At 71.4% G+C, this 23,268-nt stretch carries 20 protein-coding genes; 14 read left to right on the plus strand and 6 right to left on the minus strand.

Annotation, left to right across the window (positions count from 1 at the left end):
- Window positions 1-12 precede the first annotated feature (12 nt).
- The 7 genes from BKK81_RS18875 to speE all read left to right on the plus strand — a co-directional run bounded on the left by BKK81_RS18875 (window position 13) and on the right by speE (window position 7,835).
- On the plus strand, window positions 13-1,206 hold the full coding sequence (locus tag BKK81_RS18875) for a CaiB/BaiF CoA transferase family protein (RefSeq protein WP_071016751.1): 1,194 nt from the start codon (window positions 13-15) through the stop codon (window positions 1,204-1,206).
- Between the two features lie 247 nt (window positions 1,207-1,453).
- Window positions 1,454-2,836 (plus strand): MmgE/PrpD family protein, encoded by a 1,383-nt coding sequence (locus tag BKK81_RS18880; RefSeq protein WP_071016753.1) that lies wholly within the window; start codon window positions 1,454-1,456, stop codon window positions 2,834-2,836.
- A 17-nt stretch (window positions 2,837-2,853) separates the two neighbouring features.
- The gene (locus BKK81_RS18885) at window positions 2,854-3,696 is read left to right on the plus strand and encodes an HpcH/HpaI aldolase/citrate lyase family protein (RefSeq protein ID WP_071021799.1); all 843 of its coding nucleotides are present in this window, start codon (window positions 2,854-2,856) and stop codon (window positions 3,694-3,696) included.
- Window positions 3,697-3,752: 56 nt separating this feature from the next.
- Window positions 3,753-4,616, plus strand: coding sequence for an FAS1-like dehydratase domain-containing protein (locus BKK81_RS18890; protein WP_071016755.1), 864 nt, complete (start codon window positions 3,753-3,755; stop codon window positions 4,614-4,616).
- A gap of 114 nt (window positions 4,617-4,730) precedes the next feature.
- Window positions 4,731-5,720, plus strand: a complete 990-nt coding sequence (locus tag BKK81_RS18895) for a Bug family tripartite tricarboxylate transporter substrate binding protein (protein WP_071016757.1) — start codon at window positions 4,731-4,733, stop codon at window positions 5,718-5,720.
- Between the two features lie 106 nt (window positions 5,721-5,826).
- A complete protein-coding gene (locus BKK81_RS18900; RefSeq protein WP_071016759.1) occupies window positions 5,827-6,324 on the plus strand; it encodes a MaoC family dehydratase in 498 nt (165 codons plus the stop codon).
- Window positions 6,325-6,563: 239 nt separating this feature from the next.
- The gene (gene speE / locus BKK81_RS18905; protein ID WP_071016760.1) at window positions 6,564-7,835 is read left to right on the plus strand and encodes a polyamine aminopropyltransferase; all 1,272 of its coding nucleotides are present in this window, start codon (window positions 6,564-6,566) and stop codon (window positions 7,833-7,835) included.
- Between the two features lie 168 nt (window positions 7,836-8,003).
- Here the strand turns inward: speE and BKK81_RS18910 are convergent, their stop codons facing one another.
- From BKK81_RS18910 to BKK81_RS18920, 3 genes are all read right to left on the minus strand, one after another.
- The gene (locus BKK81_RS18910; RefSeq protein WP_071016762.1) at window positions 8,004-8,969 is read right to left on the minus strand and encodes a Bug family tripartite tricarboxylate transporter substrate binding protein; all 966 of its coding nucleotides are present in this window, start codon (window positions 8,967-8,969) and stop codon (window positions 8,004-8,006) included.
- Between the two features lie 160 nt (window positions 8,970-9,129).
- Window positions 9,130-10,650 carry a class I adenylate-forming enzyme family protein gene (locus BKK81_RS18915; RefSeq protein ID WP_071016764.1) on the minus strand — a complete coding sequence of 507 codons (1,521 nt, stop codon included), beginning with the start codon at window positions 10,648-10,650 and terminating at the stop codon, window positions 9,130-9,132.
- A gap of 97 nt (window positions 10,651-10,747) precedes the next feature.
- Complete coding sequence (locus tag BKK81_RS18920; protein WP_071016766.1) at window positions 10,748-11,752, minus strand: tripartite tricarboxylate transporter substrate binding protein; 1,005 nt, start codon at window positions 11,750-11,752, stop codon at window positions 10,748-10,750.
- Between the two features lie 315 nt (window positions 11,753-12,067).
- Between BKK81_RS18920 and BKK81_RS18925 the strand changes: the two genes are divergently transcribed.
- The 5 genes from BKK81_RS18925 (at window position 12,068) to BKK81_RS18945 (ending at window position 16,327) form a co-directional block, all read left to right on the plus strand.
- A complete protein-coding gene (locus BKK81_RS18925; protein ID WP_071016768.1) occupies window positions 12,068-13,267 on the plus strand; it encodes an acyl-CoA dehydrogenase family protein in 1,200 nt (399 codons plus the stop codon).
- A 14-nt stretch (window positions 13,268-13,281) separates the two neighbouring features.
- Entirely contained in the window at window positions 13,282-14,409 is a 1,128-nt protein-coding gene (locus BKK81_RS18930) for an acyl-CoA dehydrogenase family protein (protein WP_071016770.1), read from the plus strand.
- Window positions 14,410-14,553: 144 nt separating this feature from the next.
- Window positions 14,554-15,243 (plus strand): nitrile hydratase subunit alpha, encoded by a 690-nt coding sequence (nthA, locus tag BKK81_RS18935; RefSeq protein ID WP_071016771.1) that lies wholly within the window; start codon window positions 14,554-14,556, stop codon window positions 15,241-15,243.
- Window positions 15,240-15,902: a nitrile hydratase subunit beta gene (gene nthB, locus BKK81_RS18940; protein WP_071016773.1), complete on the plus strand. Its 663-nt coding sequence runs from the start codon at window positions 15,240-15,242 to the stop codon at window positions 15,900-15,902. The genes nthA and nthB overlap by 4 nt, the downstream gene beginning before the upstream one ends.
- The gene (locus tag BKK81_RS18945) at window positions 15,899-16,327 is read left to right on the plus strand and encodes a nitrile hydratase accessory protein (RefSeq protein ID WP_083384252.1); all 429 of its coding nucleotides are present in this window, start codon (window positions 15,899-15,901) and stop codon (window positions 16,325-16,327) included. Before nthB ends, BKK81_RS18945 begins: the two co-directional genes overlap by 4 nt.
- Before the next feature lie 256 nt (window positions 16,328-16,583).
- Here the strand turns inward: BKK81_RS18945 and BKK81_RS18950 are convergent, their stop codons facing one another.
- The 3 genes from BKK81_RS18950 to BKK81_RS18960 all read right to left on the minus strand — a co-directional run bounded on the left by BKK81_RS18950 (window position 16,584) and on the right by BKK81_RS18960 (window position 20,347).
- Window positions 16,584-17,216 (minus strand): DUF3313 family protein, encoded by a 633-nt coding sequence (locus tag BKK81_RS18950; protein WP_071016774.1) that lies wholly within the window; start codon window positions 17,214-17,216, stop codon window positions 16,584-16,586.
- 742 nt (window positions 17,217-17,958) lie between these two features.
- Complete coding sequence (locus BKK81_RS18955; RefSeq protein WP_071021802.1) at window positions 17,959-19,497, minus strand: acetolactate synthase large subunit; 1,539 nt, start codon at window positions 19,495-19,497, stop codon at window positions 17,959-17,961.
- Between the two features lie 82 nt (window positions 19,498-19,579).
- Window positions 19,580-20,347 carry a GntR family transcriptional regulator gene (locus BKK81_RS18960; protein WP_197524058.1) on the minus strand — a complete coding sequence of 256 codons (768 nt, stop codon included), beginning with the start codon at window positions 20,345-20,347 and terminating at the stop codon, window positions 19,580-19,582.
- Window positions 20,348-20,621: 274 nt separating this feature from the next.
- Here BKK81_RS18960 and BKK81_RS18965 point away from each other — a divergent pair, with 274 nt between their 5' ends.
- A complete protein-coding gene (locus BKK81_RS18965) occupies window positions 20,622-21,608 on the plus strand; it encodes a helix-turn-helix domain-containing protein (protein ID WP_197524018.1) in 987 nt (328 codons plus the stop codon).
- A 136-nt stretch (window positions 21,609-21,744) separates the two neighbouring features.
- Window positions 21,745-23,235 (plus strand): phenylacetaldehyde dehydrogenase StyD, encoded by a 1,491-nt coding sequence (gene styD, locus BKK81_RS18970; RefSeq protein WP_071016777.1) that lies wholly within the window; start codon window positions 21,745-21,747, stop codon window positions 23,233-23,235.
- Window positions 23,236-23,268 lie beyond the last annotated feature (33 nt).

The following is a 23,268-nucleotide window of genomic DNA, read 5'->3' on the forward strand; positions in this document are numbered from 1 at the left end:
CCCTACCCTGACATGACAATTCCCGGCATCCGCCCCCTCGACGGCATCCGCGTGGTTTCGCTGGAGCACGCCGTGGCCGCGCCCTTCGCCACCCGCCAGCTGGCCGACCTCGGCGCCAGCGTGATCAAGATCGAACGGCCCGGCGCGGGCGACTTCGCGCGCGGCTACGATGAAACCGTGCACGGCCAGGCCTCGCACTTCGTCTGGCTCAACCGCGGCAAGCAGAGCCTGACGCTGGACCTGAAGCAGGAGGAAGCGCAGGCCGTGCTGCACAAGCTGCTGGCCGAGGCCGACGTGCTGGTGCAGAACCTCGCCCCCGGCGCCGCCGCGCGCATGGGCCTGGACTTCGACACCCTGCACGGCCGCTACCGCAAGCTGATCGTGTGCGACATCTCCGGCTACGGCGACTCCGGTCCCTACCGCGACAAGAAGGCCTACGACCTGCTGATCCAGGCCGCGGCCGGCCTGATCGGCATCACCGGCAGCGCGGAAGAACCCTCGCGCGCCGGCATCTCGATCGCCGACATCGCCGCCGGCATGTATGCCTACAGCGGCATCCTGTCCGCGCTGCTGCAGCGCGGCCGCACCGGCGCAGGCCTGCGCGTCGAGGTCACCATGCTCGAAGCGCTGGCCGAGTGGATGAACTACGCGCTCTACTTCGGCCACTACGGCGGCACGCCGCCGGCCCGCTTCGGCGCCTCCCATCCGGCCATCGCGCCCTACGGCGTGCACCGCACCGGAGGCGGCGGCAGCGTCATCTTCGGCCTGCAGAACGAGCGCGAATGGCAGGCCTTCTGCGACAAGGTGCTGGGCCAGCCTGAACTGCTGCAGGACGAGCGCTTCGCCAGCAACTCGGGGCGCGTCAAGCACCGCGACGCGCTCACCGCGCTGATCGAGGCGCGCTTCGCCGAGCTGAGCGTCGGCGAGGTGGAAGCGCTGCTGGATGCCGCGCAGATCGCCAACGCACCGATGAACGACATCGAAGCGGTCTGGAACCACCCGCAGCTGGCCGCGCGCAAGCGCTGGCGCGAAGTCGGCTGCCCCGGCGGCCCGATCGGCGCCCTGCTGCCGCCCGCCAACCTGTCGGGCGTGGACCCGGTGATGGGCGACGTGCCGGCGCTGGGCGCGCACACGCGCGCCGTGCTGGCGGAGCTGGGCTATGGCGTGGCGCAGATCGACGACATGATGCAGCGCAAGGTGGTGTGACGGGCAGGCGGGCGTGCGCGGGAACGCAGCGTCGACCGCCAGGTTTTCGCCCCGCTCACACTGGTGGGAGTGGGGTGCGGGTGAGGACGGGCGCCAGCGCGGAGTGAACACCGTCGTACCGGCGAAGGCCGGCCCTCTCTCCCCCACCAGCATATGCCCCCTTCCGCTTGTCCCCGGAAGCCGGGCCGCAGACAGATCGCAGGACACAGTGCAGCACCCGAACAGACAACCCTCCTCCGGAGCCGGCATGAGCCAACCCGCAGACCATTCCTACCCGACCCGCCAGCTGTGCGAGTTCCTCGCGCGCTTCACGCTGGCCGACGTGCCCACCCCGGTGGTGGAGCGCACCAAGGACCTCTTCCTCGACTGGATCGCCTCGGCCATCGCCGGCAAGGATGCGCCGGCCGTGCGCCGCATCCAGGAGTTCGCCGCGGCCATGGGTCCGCAGCAGGGCGACAGCGAAGTCTTCGTCGACCGCCGCCGCACCTCGCCCTACTTCGCCGCGCTGATCAACGGCGCGTCCTCGCACGTGGTCGAGCAGGATGACGTGCACAACAGCTCGGTGCTGCATCCCGCCGCCGTGGTGTTTCCGGCCGTGGTGGCCGCGGCACAGGCCGAGGGCAAGAGCGGCGCCGAGGTGCTGCTGGCCTCGATCGCCGGCTACGAGGCCGGCATCCGCATCGGCGAGTTCCTCGGCCGCTCGCACTACCGCATCTTCCACACCACCGGCACGGTCGGCACGCTGGCCGCCGCCGCTGCGGTGGCCAAGCTCTACGGCCTGGACGCCGAGGGCATCAACCAGGCGCTGGGCTCGGCCGGCACGCAGGCCGCCGGCCTGTGGGAATTCCTGCGCGACGCCGCCGACTCCAAGCAGCTCCACACCGCCAAGGCGGCCGCCGACGGCCTGCAGTCGGCCTGGCTCGCCCGTGCCGGCTTCACCGGCGCGCGCCAGATCCTCGAAGGCGCGCAGGGCATGGCCGCGGGCATGTCGAGCGATGCCGACCCGTCGCGCCTGACCGACGGCCTGGGCACACGCTGGGCCACCGCCGAGACCTCGTTCAAGTTCTTCGCCTCCTGCCGCCACACCCACCCGGCGGCCGATGCGCTCAAGGCGGTGATGGTGCGCGAAGGGCTGCGCGCCGAGGACATCGCCAGCGTCACCGCGCACGTGCACCAGGGCGCCATCGACGTGCTCGGCCCGGTGGTCAACCCGGTCACCATCCACCAGGCCAAGTTCTCGATGGGCACGGTGCTGGGCCTGGTGGCCGTGCACGCGCACGCCGGCCTCGGCGAATTCGAGGACCACGCGCTGCAGGACGCCAAGGTGGCGGCCTTCCGCGCCAAGGTGGCGATGGCGCTCGACGACGAGATCAACAACGCCTACCCGCGCCAGTGGATCGGCCGCGTGACCGTGCGCACCACCGACGGGCGCACGCTGGAAGGCCGCGTCGACGTGCCCAAGGGCGACCCTGACAACACGCTGTCGCGCCCCGAACTGGAGGCCAAGGCGATCCAGCTCGGCGCCTTCCGCCACGGTGCTTCCGAGGCCGAGATGCGCGCCATCATCGCGCGCGTGTGGGCCCTGGAAGCCGCCCCCGACGTCAAGGACTGGCTGCCCGCCGCCCGCTGATCCATCGCGCCATGTCCATGCAGAACGCCATTTCCTACCTGTTCGTGCCGGGCGACCGTCCGGAACGCTTCGACAAGGCCGCCGCGGCCGCCCCCGATGTGATGGTCCTCGACCTCGAGGACGCCGTGCATCCGGACGCGAAGCCCGCGGCGCGCGAGGCCATCGCCGCCTGGCTGGCCACACGCGGCCCCGGCCCGGCCGCCCTGGTGCGCATCAATGACGCGGCCTCGCCGGCCTTCCCGGCAGACCTGGCCTGGCTGCGCGCGCTGCCGGCCGGCACGCGCCTGGCCGGCCTGATGGTGCCGAAGGCGGAAGACGCCGCCGCGCTGGCCGGGATCGCCGACGCCCTGCGCCAGATCGCCCCGCAAGGCACGCTGGTGGCCATCATCGAGACCGCGCTCGGCCTGCATCGCGTGGACGAGGTGGCGGCGGCCGACGGCGTCGCGCGGCTGGCCTTCGGCTCGCTCGACTATGCCGTGGACCTGGGCTGCGCCCACGTGCGCGAGGCCCTGGCCCATGCGCGCGCCCGCATCGTGCTGGCCTCGCGCGTGGCCGGGCTGGCCCAGCCGGTGGATGGCGTCACCACCGCGCTCAAGGACGAGGCCGTGCTGGCCGACGACGTGGCCTACGCGCGCGCGCTGGGCTTCGGCGCCAAGCTGTGCATCCATCCGGCGCAGCTGCAGGCGGTGCGTGCCGGCTTCCTGCCCACGCCCGAGCAGGCGGACTGGGCGCGCCGCGTGCTCGCCGCCACCGCCGCCGGCAGCCATGCGGTGCAGGTCGACGGCAAGATGGTCGACCGCCCGGTGATCGAGCAGGCCAAGCGCCTGCTGGCCCTGCTGTCCGCGCCAGCCTCCAGCTGACCGCCACCCACCTACCGGGCCGCGCTCGCGCGCGGCCCTCTCCACAACCGACCGCCATGACCCAAGACAGCCCCCTCGAACACCTGCGCCAGTGGATCGGCCGCAGCGAAAGCCGCACCGAGACGCTCGCCCCCGAACCCGTGATCGGCCTGGCCGCCACGCTGGACCTCGATGGCGACGCCATCGTGCGCGGCGCGCTGCCGCCGCTGTGGCACTGGCTCTATTTCCTCCCGCGCGCGCCCCAGCACGAGATCGGCGGCGACGGCCACCCCGCGCTGGGCGGCTTCATGCCGCCGATGCCGCTGCCGCGCCGCATGTGGGCCGGCGGCGAGCTCGCGTTCAAGCGTCCGCTGCGCGTCGGCGACACCGTCACGCGCACCTCCACCATCGCCGACGTCCAGCACAAGTCCGGGCGCAGCGGCGAACTGTGGTTCGCCACCGTGGAGCATGACCTCACCGTGGACGGCGAAAGCGTGCTGAGCGAACGCCAGGACCTCGTCTACCGCGCCATGCCCGAGCCGGGCCAGCCCCTGCCGCCGCGCCCGCGCCTGCAACACGCGCCGCGCTGGCAGCGCAGCCTGCACGCCGACCCGGTCATGCTGTTCCGCTTCTCGGCACTGACCTTCAACGGCCACCGCATCCACTACGACCACGACTACGTGCGCGACGTGGAAGGCTATCCCGGCCTGGTGGTGCACGGCCCGCTGCAGGCCGTGCTGACGCTCGACCTGCTGGCGCGCGAGCAGCCGCAGGCGCGCGTGGCCCGCTTCGGCTTCCGCGGCGTGGCGCCGCTGTTCGACCACGACACCGTCACCGTCGGCGGCACGCCCGATCCGGACCGGCCCGGCCGCGTCGTGCTGTGGACCGGCGACGACACCGGCGGCCAGGCGATGGAAGCCTGGGCGGAGCTGGCGGGCTGATCGCCCCGCGCCAGCCGGCGCACCGCGCCAGCCGGCGCACCGCGCCATGGCCCCAGAACAAGCGCGCGGGCGCCGCGATAACAGGGCGAGCCAATGCACAGGAGGAGACATCCGATGACAGCAGCACGCTTCACCCTGCGCACGGCCCGGACGGCCGGCGCAGCGCTTGCCATGGTCCTGGCCTGCGCCCCGGCGGCAAGGGCCGAGGGACAGCCGGCCTACCCCACGCGCCCGCTCACGCTGATCGTGCCCTACGCCCCGGGCGGCACCACCGACGTGGTGGCACGCCAGTTCGCCCAGTCGCTGCAGGGCGCGCTCGGCCAGAGCGTGGTGGTGGAAAACAAGCCGGGCGTCGCCGGCACCATGGGCGCGCTGGCGCTGCGCCAGGCAGCGCCAGACGGCTATACGCTGTCGCTGATGCCTGTCACGGTCTTCCGCCAGCCCTTCATCCAGAAGACCGCTTTCGATCCCGCGCGCGATTTCACCTACCTGTCGCGCATCACGGGCTACATCTTTGGCGTGGTGGTACGCGCCGACTCGCCCTGGCGCGGTTGGGCCGACTTCCTGCGCGACGCCCGCGCGCGCCCCGGCGGCATCAGCTATGGCTCGCCGGGCCAGTACAGTTCGCCCCATGTCACCATGCTGGAGCTGGCCGCCAAGGAAAAGCTCGACGTCAACCACATCCCCTTCAAGGGCGATGCCGACTGCCTGAACGCGCTGATGGGCAACCACGTCCAGCTGTGCGCGGCCGGCAGCGCCGCTGGAGCGCTGGTCGATGCCGGCAAGCTGCGCTGGCTCAACCTGTGGACCGCGCAGCGCTCGCCGCGCTGGCCGGACGCGCCGACACTGCGCGAGCTCGGCTACGACATGGTTTCCAGCTCGCCCTACGGCGTCGCCGGCCCCAAGGGCATGGCACCGCAGGTGGTCGCCGTGCTGCAGGACGCGCTGCGCCGGGCCACCGAGGACCCGCGCTACCTCGCCACGCTCAAGCGCATGGACCAGGAGCCCATGTATCTCGACAGCGCGGCCTATACCCGCTTCGCCCTGCAGCAGATCGCCGAGGAGAAAGCGCTGGTGGAACGGCTCGGCATCCGCGCCGATTGACGGCGCAAGCCCCCCGGCGGCCGGACGCCCCTGCGCGCCCCGCCGGTCTCCGCCCGCGCCGGCCCCGGCGCGGCCCACACTTCACACTTCCGGACCGCCACGCAGCATGAGCACCGCCCCGACCGACATCCCCTTCGACCCGCGCGCCCACCGCCTGTGCGAATCGCGCTACTTCGACGACTTCCGTCTCGGCGAGCGCTTCGTGCTGCCGTCGCGCACCATGACCGAAGCGCTGTTCGCCGCCTTCCAGCTCGCCAGCGGCGACAACCACCCGGTCCACTACGATGCCGAGTACTGCCGCGCGCGCGGCATGCCGCACATGCTGGCCCACGGCTACCAGGTGCTGATCCAGACCGCCGCCGGCGCCGGCCTGTTTCCGCACATGGTGGAGGATTCGCTGATGGGTTTCATCGAGCAGCGCAGCCGCTTCCTGCATCCCGTCTTCGTCGGCGACACGCTCTACGCCGCGCTGGAAGTCTGCGAGCTGTCGCCCAACCGCAGCACCGGCGTGCTGGCGCTGCGCAGCACCGTCCATAACCAGCGCGGCGAGCTGGTGATGGATGGCGAGCAGCGCTACCTGCTGCGCAAGCGCCCGGCCGGCTGAACCGGCATGAGCGCCGGCGGCGGGAAATTTCACAATTCCCGTACATCGGCTGGCTACCCCAGGCTTCGCCGGCTATACTGCGTCGTTCTCCGGCGCGGGGATCCTCCCCTCCCCGCGACACCGTGCCGGGCGGCGCGTGCCCTCTCCTCCCCGAGGAACGCGCGCCGCCCGACACCATCCGGCCCGCCGGCCCGCCAGCCTGGCCTCGGGCCGCCCTGCACAGGAGGACGCTCACCGACATGCATGGCCTGCACCTCACCGCGGATCTCTACGGCTGCCAGTGCGACCCCGCGCTGCTGACCGACGAAACGGCGCTCGCCGAACTGTGCCGGCAGGCCGTCGCCGGCGCCGGCCTGAGCCTGGTGGCGCAGAAATACCACCCCTTCCCGCGCTGGCGCGGCCAGCCCGGCGGCGTCACCGGCGCCTGCCTGCTGGCGGAATCCCACCTGGCGGTGCACACCTGGCCCGAGCGCGGCGGCGTCACCCTCGACGTCTACGTCTGCAACTTCTCCGCCAACAACTCGCCCAAGGCCGAGGCCCTGCTCGACGCGCTGCTGGTCGCCTTCGCGCCCGCGCAACAGAGCACCAACCGCATCCTGCGCGGCAGCGACGAGCCGCAGGACAACGCCAACGAACTGCTGCTGGAATGGCTGAACGCGGACTGCGCCTACGGCTTCCGCGCCACCCGGCGGCTGGAAACGCTGCGCTCGGCGCACCAGTTGCTGGAGGTGTTCGACACCCCGCAATGGGGCCGCCTGCTGCGCATCGACGGCCGCTACATGACCTCCGAGCGCGACGAGTTCTTCTATCACGAACCCATGGCCCATGCCGCCGCGCTGGCGCACCCGACGCCGCGCAGCGCGCTGGTGCTGGGCGGCGGCGACGGCGGCTGCAGCGAGGAACTGCTCAAGCATCCCGGCCTGGAACGGCTGGTGCTGGCCGAACTCGATGCCGAAGTGGTGCGCCTGGCGCGCAAGCACCTGCACGCCATCCATCGCGGCGCCTTCGAGGATGCGCGGCTGGCGCTGCGCATCGGCGACGGACTGGCCTATATGGAGGCCCAGGCGGCCGACCCGCAGGGCGAGCGCTTCGACCTGATCGTGCTCGACCTGACCGATCCCGACACGCCCGCGCATCCGCTCTACGGCGAGACGGCGCTGCGCGTGGCCGGGCAACTGCTGGCGCCCGGCGGCGCACTGACCCTGCACATCGGCTCGCCGGTGTTCCAGCGCGAGCAGGTGGCGCGCCAGCTCGCCCTGCTGGGCCGGCTCTTCGCGCACGTGCGCCCCTTCGGGCTCTACGTGCCGCTGTACGGCTGCTACTGGGGCATGGCCTGCGTCTCCGACAGGCTGGACCCGCTCGCCGTGCCGGCGGAGACCATCGACGAGCGCATCCGCACGCGCGGCATCGGCGCGCTGCGCTACTACAACGGCGCCGTCCACCAGGCCCAGTTCGCGCTGCCGAACTTCTATCGCGAGCTGCTGCCGGGGCAAGGCACCCCCACCTGCTGAACGGCACACGCCCGCCGCGCGCCGCCCAAAAAAACGGGGCGGGACCGACCAGCCGGCCCGTCCCGCCCCACGCCTAAGCTGGTGGCAAAGGCCCCGCCCGCGGCGGGACCCTCCTTGCGGTCATACAGTCATGCGATCACGCGGTCACGCGGCCATCGGATCACGCGCTCATTGCGTCTCGATCCCGGCTGTCTTCACCACCTTGCCCCACAGCGCCAGCTCGCGCTGGATGCGGTCGGCCAGCGGCTTGGGACCGGTCACGTCGAGGTCGTAGCCGACTTCGCTCATGCGGTGCTTGAACTCCGGCACCTCGCCGACGGCCTTCTGCGCGGCCACCAGCTTGTCGACCACCTCGGCCGGCAGCTTGGGCGGGCCGACCAGCGCATACCAGCCGGTCAGGTCATAGTCCTTCAGGCCCGACTCGATCAGCGTGGGCACGTCCGGCAGCGCCGGGTTGCGCGTGCGCGAGGTCACCGCCAGCGCGCGCACCTTGCCGCCCTGGATATGGCCGATGGCGGTGCCGGTGATGTCGAACATGAAGGTGACCTTGCCGCCCATCACGTCGGTCATCGCCGGCGCGTTGCCCTTGTAGGGCACGTGCAGCATCTTGACGCCGCTCATCTGCGCCAGCAGTTCGGCGGACAGGTGGTTGGAGGCGCCGATGCCGGCCGAGCCGAAGGAAACGCCATCGGGATGCTTGCGCGCGTACTCGACCAGCTCCTTGACGTTCTTGGCCGGGAAGTCCTTGTTGATCACCAGCACGTTGGTGTAGTCGGTGATCAGCCCGATGTAGCTGAAATCCTTGGTCGGGTTGAAGTTCACCGTCTTCTGGATCAGCGGCGTCATGGTCATGGTCGGGCTGGCGACGAAGTACAGCGTGTAGCCGTCCGGCTTGCCCTTGGCGGTCAGGTCGGCGGCGATCGCGCCGCTGGCGCCGGCACGGTTGTCCACCACCACCGGCTGCTTCAGCACGCGGCCGAGCTGGTCGGCGTAGATGCGTGCCGCGGTGTCCACCGGGCCACCCGGCGCATAGCCCACCAGCAGCCGGATCGGCCGGCTCGGGTAGCTCTCCGCCCAGGCACTGCCCTGCACGATCGTCAGCAATGCCGCTGCCGCGGCCATCCATCGCTTCATCTGTCTTCTCCTTTGATGTCCTTCGGGTCTTGTACGGTTCCCTGCGGTCTCCGCGGTCTGTGCGCGTTGCTGCGGGAACTCGTCGGGGCGCCGGCGGCACGCTTGCCGCTCTTGTCGTCGGCTCGTCGGTTCGTCGGTTCGTCGGTTCGTCGGTTCCGTCTCAGCCCAGCAACGCCCGCAGCGGCTGCTTGAGCAGCTTGCCGCTGGCGGTGGTGGGAATGCTGTCGATCACGCGGATCTCGGCCGGCCGCTTGTAGGGCGCCAGGTTCTCGCGCAGGTAGGCATCGAGCGCCGCCTGGTCCGGCACGGCACCTTCCTGCGGCTCGACGAAGGCCACCACTTCCTCGTTGCCGTCGGCGGCCGTGCGCCCGACCACCGCCGACTGCCGCACGCCCGGGAAGGCGTTGATGACGGCCTCGACCTCGATCGGGTAGACGTTGAAGCCCGAGCGGATGATCAGGTCCTTGGAGCGCCCCGAGATGAACAGCGCGCCGTCGTCCGCCAGGTAGCCCAGGTCGCCGGTATTGAGCCAGCCGCCGGGCAGCAGCGCCTCCGCGGTCTGCTCCGGGTTGCGGAAGTAGCCGGCCATCACGCCCGGGCCGCGCACGCGGATCTGGCCGCGCCCGCCCGCCGGCAGCGGCTTGCCTTCGCCGTCGGTGATGGCAATCTCGACGCCTTCGACGATGTAGCCAGCCGAGCAGTCGGCACGCGGCGCTTCCATGCGGGTGATGAACAGCGAGCCGGCGTACTCCGTGATGCCGTAGCCATGGTGCAGCGGCTGCCCGAACCATTGCTCGACCTCGCGCTTGAGGGTGGGATCGAGCGGCGCGCCGCCGGTGTACAGGTAGCGCAGGCGCGGATAGCCGCCGGCCGGGTGCGCGCGCCCGGGCGCCACCGCCATCAGCCGCGTGAACATGGTCGGCACCCCCTGCAGGATGGTGATGCCGGGCTCGGCCAGCGCGTCGAACACCTCGCCGGCATCGAAGCGCGGCCGCAGGATCAGGCTGGCGCCCGCGTACAGCGTGGCCATCAGCACGGTGGCGATGCCGAAGATGTGCGACATCGGCAGCGCGCCGTAGGCGATGTCGGCCGGCCCCAGCTCGCGCGAGGTGGCCGAGATGCGGGCGAAGTGCGTCAGGCCGGCATGCGGCACCATCACGCCCTTGGGCGCGCCGGTGGTGCCCGAGGTGTAGATCAGCGTCGCCACCTGGCGCGCCTCCTCCGCCGCCACGCGCTGCGGCACGGTGGCGGCGCGCAGCACGTGCATGCCGGCATCGAACACCGGGCAGCCGCTGGGCTGCGCGCCCAGGCGCTGCCCGTGCGCCGCCGCCACCTCGGAGACGTGGCCGGTGAAGAAGGTCAGCAGCGGCTCGGCATGGGCGCGGATGGTGTCGATCTCGCGCGCCGACAGGCGGGCGTTGACCTGGATCGGCCAGGCGTGCAGCGCGCTGCAGGCGAACAGCATGACCACCATCTCGTTGCAGTTCTCGCCGGCCACCAGCACCCGGTCGCCCGCGCCCACGCCTTGCGCCGCCAGCCAGTCGCGCGCGGCCTCGATGCGCCGCCACAGCTCGCCGTAGCTGACGATGCCGCCGGCCTCGCGCAGGCAGGGCGCCTGCGGTGCCTGCACGGCCCAGTGGCGGGGAATCTCGTGGATGAACTCGGGACGGAAGGACGACATGGTGCTCCGGGATGGCAAGGATGCGTAAGACAGGGCCGGGATGGCCGGCGGGTATTCAGTCGATGCAGTTCAGTCGGTGCGGCTCAGCCGGCTCGGTTCAGTCGGCACGGATATGGGCCGAGCGGATCAGCCCGTCCCACTTCTCGTACTGCGTGCGCATATAGGCGCCGAACTGCTCCGGCGTGGAGGGGAACGGCACGGTGCCCTGCTGAGCCAGCCGCGCGGCCAGGTCGGGCTGGCGCAGCGAGGCCACGATGTCGGCATTGAGGCGATCGATCACCGCGCGCGGCGTCCCGGCCGGCGCCGCCACGCCGAACCAGGCGGTCAGCTCGTAGCCCTTGACGCCGGCCTGCGCCAGCGTCGGCACGCCCGGCAACTGGTCGGACGGCCGCTCGGTGGTGACGGCCAGCGCGCGCACACGGCCTTCGCGCACGAAGGGCAGCGCGGTGGAGATGCTGTCGAACATCATGGTGATGCGCCCGCCCAGCAGGTCGGTCATCGAGGCGGCGCTGCCCTTGTAGGGCACGTGGCGGATGTCGACGCCGGCCAGGTGGGTGAACAGTTCGCCGGCCAGGTGCGAGGACGAGCCGATGCCGAAGGAGCCATAGGTCAGCTTGCCCGGGTCGCGGCGCGCGAGCGCCAGCAGTTCGTCGATATTGCGTGCCGGCACCGACGGATTGACCACCAGCACATTGGGCAGGTAGGCCACCGAGGCAACCGGGGCGAAATCCTTGAGCGGGTCGTAGCCCGGCTTGTCGTACAGGCTCTTGTTGACCGCCAGCGAGCCGAAGGTGCCGAACAGCAGCGTGTAGCCGTCGGCCGGCGCGCGTGCCACCGCCATCGCCGCGAGGTTGCCGCCGGCGCCGGGCCGGTTGTCGATCACCACCGACTGGTGCAGGCGCGCCCCCAGCGCATTGCCGATCTCGCGCGCCAGCAGGTCGGTGGCGCCGCCCGGCGGGAAGGGCACGACCAGGCGCAGCGGCTTGTCGGGGTAGGAGGCTGCGGCGGGCGCGGCGGCATGTGACGCCGCAGGCAGGCCGCCTGCGGCCAGTGCCAGCAGCGAGATTCCCAGCGCCAGCGCGCGAGAGGTCCAGCGGGCCATCGGTTTGTCTCCAGGTTGCGCGCTCGTTGCGGCGCGTCATGTCGTCATGCCCTCGGCTGCGGCACGGCATGCCCCGTCGGGGAGGCACCGCCGCAGTGTGCGGCAGGGCCTGCCCCCTTGCCATTCCGATTTGACTAAGGCCACCTTTGGCCTGGACGGAAGCGCCCGTCCCGCAAGGCCTGGCGGGCGATGGTTTCGCTGCTGCGAAGAGGCGCTTTGCCATTGCGGAAGAAGCGAACGGCACGCCGCCCATACAATCGGCCCACCATGGCGAGACGGCCTGCGCGCCGTCTCCGACACTCAGGGGACAAGCAGATGGATTTGCGTTTCACCGCTGCGGAACAGGCGTTCCGCGAGGAAGTGCGCGGCTTCGTGCAGGCCAAGCTGCCGGCCGATATCCGCGCCAAGGTGCTGGGCCACCAGCGCATCGAGAAGGACGACTACGTACGCTGGCACCGTATCCTGCACGCGCACGGCTGGGGCGCGCCGAGCTGGCCGAAGCAGCACGGCGGCACCGGCTGGAACGCGCTGCAGCGCCTGATCTTCGAGATCGAGGCCTTCCGCGCCGGCGCGCCGCGCCTGCTGCCGTTCGGCCTGACCATGATCGGCCCGGTGCTGATGAAGTACGGCAGCCCCGAGCACCAGGCCCGCTTCCTGCCGCGCATCCCGACCGTCGAGGACTTCTGGTGCCAGGGCTATTCGGAACCTGGCTCGGGCTCCGACCTGGCTTCGCTGAAGACGCGCGCGGTGCGCCGCGGCGACAAGTTCATCGTCAACGGCCAGAAGACCTGGACCACCATGGCCCACTTCGCCGACTGGATCTTCTGCCTGGTGCGCACCGACCCCGAGGCCAAGGCGCAGGAAGGCATCTCGATGCTGCTGATCGACATGAAGTCGCCCGGCGTGACGGTGCGCCCGATCAAGACGCTCGACGGCGGCCACGACGTCAACGAGACCTGGTTCGAGGACGTGGAAGTGCCGGTGGCGAACCTGCTGGGCGAGGAGAACCGCGGCTGGACCTACGCCAAGTACCTGCTCGGCCACGAGCGCACCGGCATCGCCGGCATCGGCCACTGCAACCGCGAGCTGCGCCAGCTCAAGCACTACGCCAGCCTGGCCACCGATGGCGCCGGCCGTCCGCTGATCGAGGACGTGCGCATGCGCGACAAGATCGCCCGCATCGAGATGGACATCATGGCGCTGGAGATGCTGCTGCTGCGCGTGGCCACCGCCGATGCAGCCGGCCAGGGCCCCGGTCCCGAAGCCTCCATCGTCAAGATCCGCGGCTCGGAGATCCAGCAGGACCTCGCCATGCTGCAGATGGAAGTGGCCGGCCCCGACGCCTGGCCCTATGCGCCGGAGTGGCTCGAGCCAGGCGCCACCCAGCCGGTGGCCGGCCCCGACTGGGCCGCGCCCGCCGCCTCCACCTACTTCGACATGCGCAAGACCACAATCTACGGCGGCGCCACCGAGGTGCAGAAGAACATCATCTCCAAGATGATCATCGGATTCTGAAGGAAGCAGCGCACATGGATTTCACCTACAGCGAAGAACAGCGGATGCTGGCCGACAGCCTGCGCCGCTTCATCGATGCCGAGTACGGCTTCGAGGCGCGCCGCAAGAGCGCACGCGGCGGCGGCAGCCTGGACCGCGCGGTGTGGAAGGGCCTCGCCGAGATGGGCGTGCTGGGCCTGACCATCGACAGCGAATACGGCGGCTTCGGCGAGGGCGCCACCAGCCAGCTCGTGGTGCAGCGCGAACTGGGCCGCGGCCTGGTGCTGGAGCCGGTCACGCCCAGCAGCGTGATGGCCGCGGCGGTGCTCGGCGCCTACGGCAGCGCCGCGCAGAAGCAGGACTGGCTGCCCGCCATCGCCGCCGGCGAGCGCATCGTCACGCTGGCCTACCTGGAGCCGGGCACGCGCTACCGCCCCGAGGCGGCGCGCGCCAGCGCCAGCCGCAGCGGCGGCGGCTACGTGCTCAACGGCACCAAGAGCCTGGCCTGGCACGGCGAGGCGGCCGATGCCTTCCTGCTGACCGCGCGCGTCGCCGGCAGCGACGAGATCGCCCTGTTCCTGGTGCCGCGCGACAGCGCCGGCCTGAGCGTGAGCGGCTATCCGACCATGGACGGCCTGCGCGCCGCCGACGTGAAGCTGGCCGACGTGGCTGTGCCGGCCGACGCCCTGGTGGGCCAGCCGGGCGACGGCCTGGCCGCGCTCGACCTGGGCCTGTCGCACGGCATCGCGGCGCTGTGCGCCGAGGCCGCCGGCGCCATGGAAAAGCTGATCGAGATCACCGCCGAGTACCTGGGCACGCGCCAGCAGTTCGGCAAGCCGCTGGCCGCCTTCCAGGCGCTGCAGCACCGCGTGGCCGACATGCTGGTACAGAAGGAGCTCGCCATGTCGATGGCCTACGTCGCCGCCCAGGCGCTGGGCGAGGCCGACCCGGCGCAGCGCCGCCGCATGCTCTCGGCCGCCAAGGTCACGGTGGCCAAGGCCGGCCGCTTCGTCGGCCAGCAGGCGGTGCAGCTGCACGGCGGCATGGGCATGACCGACGAGCTGGCGGTGGGCGACTACTTCAAGCGCCTGACCATGATCGACCCGCTGCTCGGCGACAGCGACTACCACCTGCAGCGCTATACGCAGGTGATGGCGGCCTGACGGCCTGACGGCGCCCGCGGCGGGCCGGGAGGGCAGCGGCATGCACGCCGCTCCCCCCTTTTCGCCCTCCCCCGTGCCGATTGCCATCGGCGCGGGCCGGCACCATACTGTGCGCTATCGCCATCCCACCCGGGCGGGTTTCCGATGAGCCACGCGCACGACCATGACCATGACCATGAGCACGATCATGCCGATGAGCATGATCACGACCACGGCGGCAGCCCGCTCGCCGAGATGGACCTGCGCGTGCGCGCGCTGGAATCGCTGCTGGTCGACAAGGGCTATATAGATCCCAAGGCCCTCGACGTCCTGATCGAAACCTACGAGAAACAGGTCGGCCCGCACAACGGCGCCCGCGTGGTCGCCAAGGCCTGGGCGGAACCGGCCTACCGGCAATGGCTGCTGGCGGACGCCACCGCGGCCATCGCCTCGCTCGGCTACAGCGGCCGCCAGGGCGAGCACATGCAGGTGCTGGAGAACACGCCCGCGGTGCACAACCTGGTGGTCTGCACCCTCTGCTCGTGCTACCCGTGGCCGGTGCTCGGCCTGCCGCCGGTCTGGTACAAGTCGGCGCCCTACCGCTCGCGCGCCGTCATCGATCCGCGCGGCGTGCTCGGCGATTTCGGCGTCTCGCTGCCGGCCGACACCGAGGTGCGCGTGTGGGACTCCACCGCCGAACTGCGCTACCTGGTGCTGCCGATGCGGCCCGCGGGCACCGAGGGCTGGGACCAGGCGGCACTGGCCGGGCTGGTCACGCGCGATGCCATGATCGGCACCGGCGTGGCGCTCGCGCCGTCTTCCATCGCCACGCAGGCGCCGGGAGCACGGCCATGAACGGCGCCCAGGACCTGGGCGGCATGCAGGGCTTCGGCCCGGTGCGCCCCGCCCCCGACCCGCACCCCTTCCATGCCGACTGGGAACGCCGCACGCTGGCCATCACCGTGGCCATGGGTGCCTGCGGCAAGTGGAACCTCGACGCCTCGCGCGCCGCGCGCGAAAGCCTGCCGCCGGCGCAATACCTGTCCAGCAGCTACTACGAAATCTGGTTCGAGGGCCTGAAGCGGCTGCTGCTCGCCAACGGCATGGCCACGCCCGCGGAGATCGAGAGCGGCAGGCGCCAGGTCGAGCCGGTGCCGGTGGCGCGCGTGCTGGCGGCCGACCAGGTCAGCGCGGCGATGCTGCGCGGCGGCCCCAGCGAGCGCCCCGCCCCCGGGCCGGCACGCTTCGCCGTCGGCGATGCGGTACGCACGCGCCAGCTCCACCCGGCCACGCACACCCGCCTGCCACGCTACTGCCGCGGCCGGCGCGGACACATCGTCAGCGTGCATGGCGCCCATGTCTTTCCCGACACCAACGCCATCGGCCAGGGCGAGCAGCCCCAATGGCTGTACACGGTGCGCTTCGAGGCCGCGGAGCTGTGGGGCACGGACACCACGGCATCGTGCGTGCACGTCGACTGCTGGGAACCCTATCTGGAAGCGGTGGACGCATGAAGCCAAGCGAACTCGACACCCTGCGCGCCAGCCTGCCCGACCTGCCCTGCGGCAGCGAAGGCCCCGTGTTCGGCGCGCCCTGGCAGGCGCAGGCCTTCGCCATGACGCTGGCACTGCACCAGCGCGGCGCCTTCACCTGGAGCGAATGGGCGGCACACCTGAACCGCGCCATCCTCGACGCCCAGCAGGCCGGCGACCCCGATCTCGGCGACACCTATTACGAGCACTGGCTGACCGCGCTGGAACGCATCAGCGCCGAGAAGGGACTGGTCACCGACGGCATGCTCGAACAGCGCCGCCAGCAATGGGATGCGGCCGCGCGGCGCACGCCACACGGACAGGCGATCGTGCTAGATGCGCCAACACCGATCGCCAAGCACACGGTCTTGGCTCCCTCTCCCCGCATGGGGAGAGGGCGGGGGTGAGGGGTGGTTCAGCAAGGCGCCACATCCAGCGAAGCCAACGGTGTGGTCCAGCACGCGAGCGCCCAGGCGAAGCCGTCGGTGTGATCCAGCCCACGAGCACGGAAACGAAGCCTTCGGTGTGATCCAGCCCGCGAGCACGGAAACGAAGCGGATGGTGCGATCCCAGCCGCCACGGCACAGCCAGCGCCTGCCCTCTCCCCCGGCCCCTCTCCCGCACGCGGGAGAGGGGAGCAGACCAACGCGGCCACCCTCGCCTTCAGCTTCCGCTTGCCGCCGTGGCGCAGGCCTGCTTGTCCCAGCTGCCACAGCGCGCGGCCCAATCGACGAGGGCCTCCTTCAACCGTTCATAGCGCGAGAATCCGCTCAGGATGCTGGTCACATCGCCGCTCAGGCGTTCCGTGCGGCGCGCCTGGACGGTGCCGTCGGCATCGGTGAAGGTCGCTTCCAGCGTCACGGCGCCGGTATCCAGCGGCAGGAACAGCGCGGCGGCCGAAAGCACGTTCAGCGCGGGGCTGACCGGCTGGACATCGTACAGCGCGACATCCATGCGCAAGGCGTTCTTCGCCGGCGCGGCCGGCGTACCCGACGTACCCGGCGCGGCCGACGTCTTGGCGAGTTGCTCCGCCAGCGCCGCGCGCAGCGTCTCGTAGCCGGCCTGGTCCTGGTCATCCAGCTGCGCGGGGCGGCGGATGTCGATGCGGCCGACTGCCAACCCGTCATAGCGCGCCGGGCTGAAGCCCGGCCGGCTGGCGAGGTGGAGCGTGCGGCTTTGCGTCACGAGCGACAGGGTACCGGCACTGCCGGCAGCGCCGGTGTCCGGCGGTGGCAGGCTGGCACAGGCCGAAAGACCGAGCGCGAGAAGGATGGCACTGAGGGTTTTGCTGGACATGCGGCATTCCTTTCAAGGTGAAAGACAAAATCGGCAAAGCGTTGATAACGCCCTGCCCGCTGCCGGCGCGTCGCCGGATGGCGCGCGCACGCTGCCGCACAGCCTGGCCGGTAAGGCCTGGCTGCGTGGTGGCAATGGAATACGGCGAGAAAGACCTGGCGCCCTGAATCAGGAATACCTTGACTCAGTCCGCCGACGAGCCGCGCGCTGCCTTCCTGGCCCGGTGCGGCCTCTCGACAGCCTTGATGCTTCGACGAATCAAGACCCGGGCCACAAGGCAGGCTGCAAGCGGGCTAGAGGCGGACTACAGGCGGGCTACAGGCGGCCCGACGACCGGCGCCCGGCCCCCGTCCCGGCGCGGCCGGCGGTGAACTGCAATCACCAGGCGAGCGGGCAAGGGCATAACGCGGCGTATGTTAGCGGGCGGCTGGCGCGACTGACAATTGGATTTATTGATTTTAAAAAATATTTTTCCGATTGATTGACAGACACAATAATGTCTGTACAGCCTGCAGCCGAATAAAAGGGAAAATAAATTAATCAGGAAATATAAACCGGGCGGCTTTGTACACAGCTTCCGGTGATTATCAATGCTACCTTTTGTCGCAGGAGGGATGCAGGCAGGGTGTGGTGGAGTCCGACCGGGGCGGAGCGGCCGGCGGCAGCGCAGGGGAGCGCTGCCGCCGGCAATACCCGGGGCCGCGGGGCAGAATGCCGCGCCGGCAAGCGGACGGCCGCCGCTTCAGATCACCAGTTCGATCAGGAACGGGCCCTTGCGCTGGTTGGCCGAGCGGAACAGGTCGGCGAAGCTCTCCATGTCGGCCGCGCGCGCGGCTTCCACGCCCATGCCGTTGGCCAGCTTGACCCAGTCGAGGTCAGGATTGCCCAGGTCCAGCATGTCGAGCGCGGTCTTGCCGGGGTTGGCGCCGACGCCGGCCAGCTCACCCAGCAGGATGGCGTACTTGCGGTTGGCCAGCACCACCACGGTGACGTCGAGCCGCTCGCGCGCCATGGTCCACAGCGACTGCAGCGTGTACATGCCGGAGCCGTCCGCCTGCAGCGCCACCACGCGCCGTCCGGGCACGGCCACGGCGGCGCCGGTGGCCAGCGGCAGGCCGTCGCCGATGGCGCCACCGGTGAGTTGCAGCCAGTCGTGCGGGGCCGCGTGCACGGTGCCGGGATAGAAGGCACGGCCGAAGCTGACGCTCTCCTCCACCACCACCGCCTGTTCGGGCAGCAGCGCGGTCAGCGTCTGCGCCACCGCCTCCGAGGTCACCGCGCCGCGCGCGATCTCCGCGCGCGGGCCACCGGCCGACGGCTGCACCTTGGGCGCGCCGAGCTCATCCGCCAGCCGCGCCAGGGCTTCGCCGAGGTCTTCCTCGGGACGCGCCAGCACGTGGATGACCGCATCCTCGGGATAAGGGCGCGGCGACTGGCCGGGATAGGCAAAGAAGGTCACGGGCGGCGGCGCGCCGACCAGGATCACGTTGCGGATGCCGGCCAGCCTGGTGCGCGCCGCCTCGCCCGAATAGGGAATGCGCTCGACGGCGAGACGGCCGCGCCCGCGCGCCACGCGCGCGTTCGACATCGGCGTGATCAGGCGCGCGTCGGTGGCGGCGGCGATGCGGTGCGCATCGGCCAGCGCGGCCTCGCGCAGCGCCGCGCCGGCGAGCACGATCAGCGTGGGCTGGCCCGAACGCAGCACGCGCGCGGCCTGCTGCACGGCATCGGGCGAGACCTTGGGCACCGGCAGGTCGGGCAGCGGGGCGGCCACGCGGCCACCGGCGTCCCAGCACACGTCGGAGGGCAGCACCAGCGTGGCCACGCCGCCCGGCGCGCCACGCGCGGCCTGCACCGCGGCGGCAGCGTCGGCGCCGACCGAGGCGGCGCGGGTGGCGGTGCGGGTCCAGACCGAGACCGGGCGCGCCCAGCCTTCGGTATCGGCGGTCAGCGGCGCATCGAGCGGACGGTGATAGGTGGCCTGGTCGCCGACGATATTGACCACCGGCGTGTTGGCCCGGCGCGCGTTGTGCAGGTTGGCGAGACCGTTGGCCAGGCCGGGGCCGCAGTGCAGCAGCGTCGCCGCCGGCTTGTCGGCCATGCGCGCGTAGCCGTCGGCGGCGCCGGTGACCACGCCCTCGAACAGGCCGAGCACGCAGCGCATGCCGGGAATGCGGTCGAGCGCGGCGACAAAGTGCATCTCGCTGGTGCCGGGGTTGGCGAAGCAGGTGTCGACGCCGCTGGCCAGCAGGGTCTTGACCAGGCTTTCGGCGCCATTCATCGGTTCGTTGGTGTCCATGTTGTTCTTGCGGTGGTAGGTGGGAGGGAGGAAAAGCCAAGCGCGGCCGGGGCGCGAGCGCGCCTCAGGGGCGTGCGCCCCCGGGATCGAGCAGGTCAAAATCGAGGCAGACATACTCGGTCGGGAATTCGATGCGGGCGTAGTAGACGATCACGTCGTCGACGCAGGCATAGCGCCGCAGTTCGGCCAGCGGCGCGCCCACCGGCAGTTGCAGCCGGGCGGCGGAGTCGGCGCCGGCGGCGACGATCTGCAGCCGCTGGCGGGCGGCGTTCACCTGCAGCCCCGGGAAGCGGTCCAGCACCGGCACCGAGGCGCCCTGGCGGAAAGCCTCCGGGTCGCGCGCGAACACGCCCGCCTCGATGAACACCTCGCCGATGGCGAAGGGCCGCCCTTGCTGCGTGTGCAGGCGGCGCAGGAAGCGGTAGGCCGGGGCACGCGCGGCCGCGCACGGCATGCCGAGCTCGGCCGGCAGGGCCACCTCGCCGTCCGACTCATGCAGCGCCTGCGTGGCCAGCCGCTCGCCCACCGCCACCGCCTGGTGCCAGCTGGTCGGCAGGTTCAGCGGCCGCCGTTCGCGGCAGCGTGCCTTGACAAAGGTGCCCTGCCCGCGCGCCCGCTCGATCAGCCCCTCATCCTCCAGCACGGAGAGCGCGTTGTGCATGGTCATGCGGGCCACGCCGAACTGCCGGCTCAGCGCATCGAGCGAAGGAATGCGCTGCGCCAGTGCCCACTCGCCGCTTTCGATGCGGCGCCGGAAGATGGTGGCGAGCTGCAGGTAGACCGGTGCGCGGCTGCGCGACAGCAGGTCGTTGGCGGGTGGTTGCGGCGGCAAGGGATGGTGGCCCGGGATGGCGTGGTGTGGTGCGGCGTGGCGCGGCCCGGCGCGGAACAGCGTCCGCACCGCAGCCCGGCAACTCCGGATGACCCCTCACTCTATTAAGGTCTACATACCTAGACCACTAGGGTTAACCGCAGGACCGGCCCGCCGGCGCGGCGGCGGGCTCCGCACTTGTTCCCATTGTCCGAACCCGGGGCATGCATTAGGCTGGGCCTCCCCCTGGCACCCGCGCGGCCCTCCCGCACCGCCGCCGGCTACTGGAGACGCGATGCAGCCCCTTGACCCGATGCCGTCGCCGCATGCCACGCGCCTGACCGTGTCGAGCTTCGACCAGTGGCGCGAGATCATCGACACCCGCTTCCTGCCGCTGGACTATGCGCGCGAGTCGCACGGCCGCTTCCACTGCGAGGTCAGCTACGCCCGCTTCGGCGCCTGCGCGGTGGCGGACATGCAGGTCAGCGCGCACCGCGTGGCGCGCCTGCGCCGGCATGCCGAGGACTCCGATGCCGGCTTCTTCAAGGTCTTCTGGCAACTGCACGGGCGCAGCCGGGTGGCGCAGCGCGAGCACCAGGCCGCGCTCGATCCCGGCATGTGGACCCTCTACGACACTGCCCAGCCCTACAGCATCGAACTGGACGACGGCGCCCGCGCGATGGTGCTGCTGGTGCCGCAGGACCAGGCCTACGGCTGGCGCGACGCCGCCACGGCGATGGGCGGCCAGGCGCAGCGCGGCGAGGGCGCCGCGCGCATCGCCATGTCGGCGCTGGGCGCGCTGCTGCACGACAGCAGCACCGGCCATCCGCTCGACGCCCACGCGCAGCGGGTGCTGCAGGACTCGGTGGTGGCACTGATGGAGACGGCCCTGCGCAGCGGCGGCAGCGGCGGCCAGCCCGCGCTGGCGCCCTCGCGCGCCGACGAAGCGCGCCTGCAGCGCATCCACGAACTGGTGGACGCGCGCCTGCACGAGCCCGAACTGTCGGCCCAGCACCTCGCGGCCGCGCTCAATATCTCCCGCCGCACGCTCTACAACCTGTTCCGCGAGATCGGCCAGACCCCGCACGCCTATATCCAGTCGCGCCGGCTGCGGCAGGCCGCGCTGCGGCTCGCGCAGGACGGCGGGGTGCAGCGCAGCATCACCGAAGTCGCCTTCGCGCTCGGCTTTGCCGACGCGGCCCACTTCAGCCGCGTGTTCCACGAGCGCTTCGGCATGAGCCCGTCGCAATGGCGCCAGCGCCACGCCGCCACGCGCGCCTGAGGTGGCACCCACGGCGCGCGGGCATCGTTGCACGCAGCGGCAAGCGGTGTGCACCGGCAGGCAAGCCAGCGCCGCGAGCGGGTGCTACTTTTGCCGCTCCCGAACAGGCACATGCCGAGAACGACAGGAGACAGAGATGAACGCACCGATGCAGGGACACCAGGGCCTGGAGCGGGCCATCCGCAATGCCATGCTGATCGACGGCGCCTGGTGCCAGGCAGCCAGCGGCGAGACCTTCGCCGTGTTCGACCCCGCCAGCGGCAGCGAGATCGCGCGCGTGCCGGCGGGCGCCCAGGCCGACATCGATGCCGCCGTCGCCGCGGCGCGGCGCGCCTTCGAGGGCGCGGCCTGGCGCGACACGCTGCCGGCCCAGCGCGAGCGCCTGCTGCTCAAGCTGGCCGACCTGGTGGAGCAGCACGGCGAGGAACTCGCGCGCCTGGAGACGCTGAACAACGGCAAGCTGCTGGCCCATTCGCAGGGCATGGAAGTGCCCGGCGCGGTGCAATGGCTGCGCTATATGGCGGGCTGGGCCACCAAGATCGAGGGCAGCACGCTGGAGGTCTCGGTGCCGTTCCCGCCGGGCACCCGCTACAGCGCGATGACGCGGCGCGCGCCGGTCGGCGTGGTGGGCGCCATCGTGCCGTGGAACTTCCCGCTGCTGATGGCGGTGTGGAAGATCGCGCCGGCGCTGGCCTGCGGCTGCACGGTGGTGCTCAAGCCCGCCGAGGAGACGCCGCTGACCGCGCTGCGCCTGGGCGAACTGGCGCTGGAAGCCGGCTTCCCGCCGGGCGTGCTCAATGTGGTGACCGGCGACGGCGTGCCCGGCGCGGCGCTGGTGGCCCACCCCGGCGTGGACAAGATCACCTTCACCGGCTCGACCGAGGTCGGCCGCCTGATCGGCGCGCGCTGCGGCCAGGACATCCGCCGCGTGGCGCTGGAGCTGGGCGGCAAGAGCCCGGTGATCGTGCTCGACGACTGCGATCCGGCCATGGCCATCCAGGGCGCGGCCGGCGCCATCTTCTTCAACCAGGGCCAGGTCTGCACGGCCGGCTCGCGCCTGTACGTGGCGCGCAGGCACTACGAGCAGGTGGTCGAGGGCCTGGGCCGGGTGGCCGACGCCACCGTGCTGGGCTCGGGCTTCGACCCCGCCAGCCAGATGGGCCCGCTGGTGTCGTCGCGCCACCGCGACAAAGTGATGGGGCTGATCGGCGGCGGCCGCGCCGAAGGCGCGGAGATCGTCGCCGGCGGCACCGCGCTGGAGCGCGAAGGCTATTTCGTGCGCCCCACGGTGGTGGCCAACAGCGCATGCAAGGACCTGACGCTGGTGCGCGAGGAAGTGTTCGGCCCGGTCGTGGTGGCCATGCCCTTCGACGATCCCGAGGCAGTGCTGGCCGAGGCCAACCGCAGCGAATACGGCCTCGGCGCCAGCATCTGGAGCAACAACCTGCGCGCGGTGCAGCGCCTGGTGGACGGGCTGCACGCCGGCACGGTGTGGGTCAACACGCACAACGTGGTCGACCCCAACCTGCCGTTCGGCGGCTACAAGGCCTCGGGCGTGGGCCGCGAGCACGGCCGCTCGGCCATCGATGCCTACACCGAGCTCAAGTCGGTCTGCATGGCCTATTGACGATTGACCGGCCGATCTCCGGCCGGTCGCCGG

Source organism: Cupriavidus sp. USMAHM13 (assembly GCF_001854285.1).
In the GTDB taxonomy this organism is placed as follows: Bacteria; Pseudomonadota; Gammaproteobacteria; order Burkholderiales; family Burkholderiaceae; genus Cupriavidus; species Cupriavidus malaysiensis.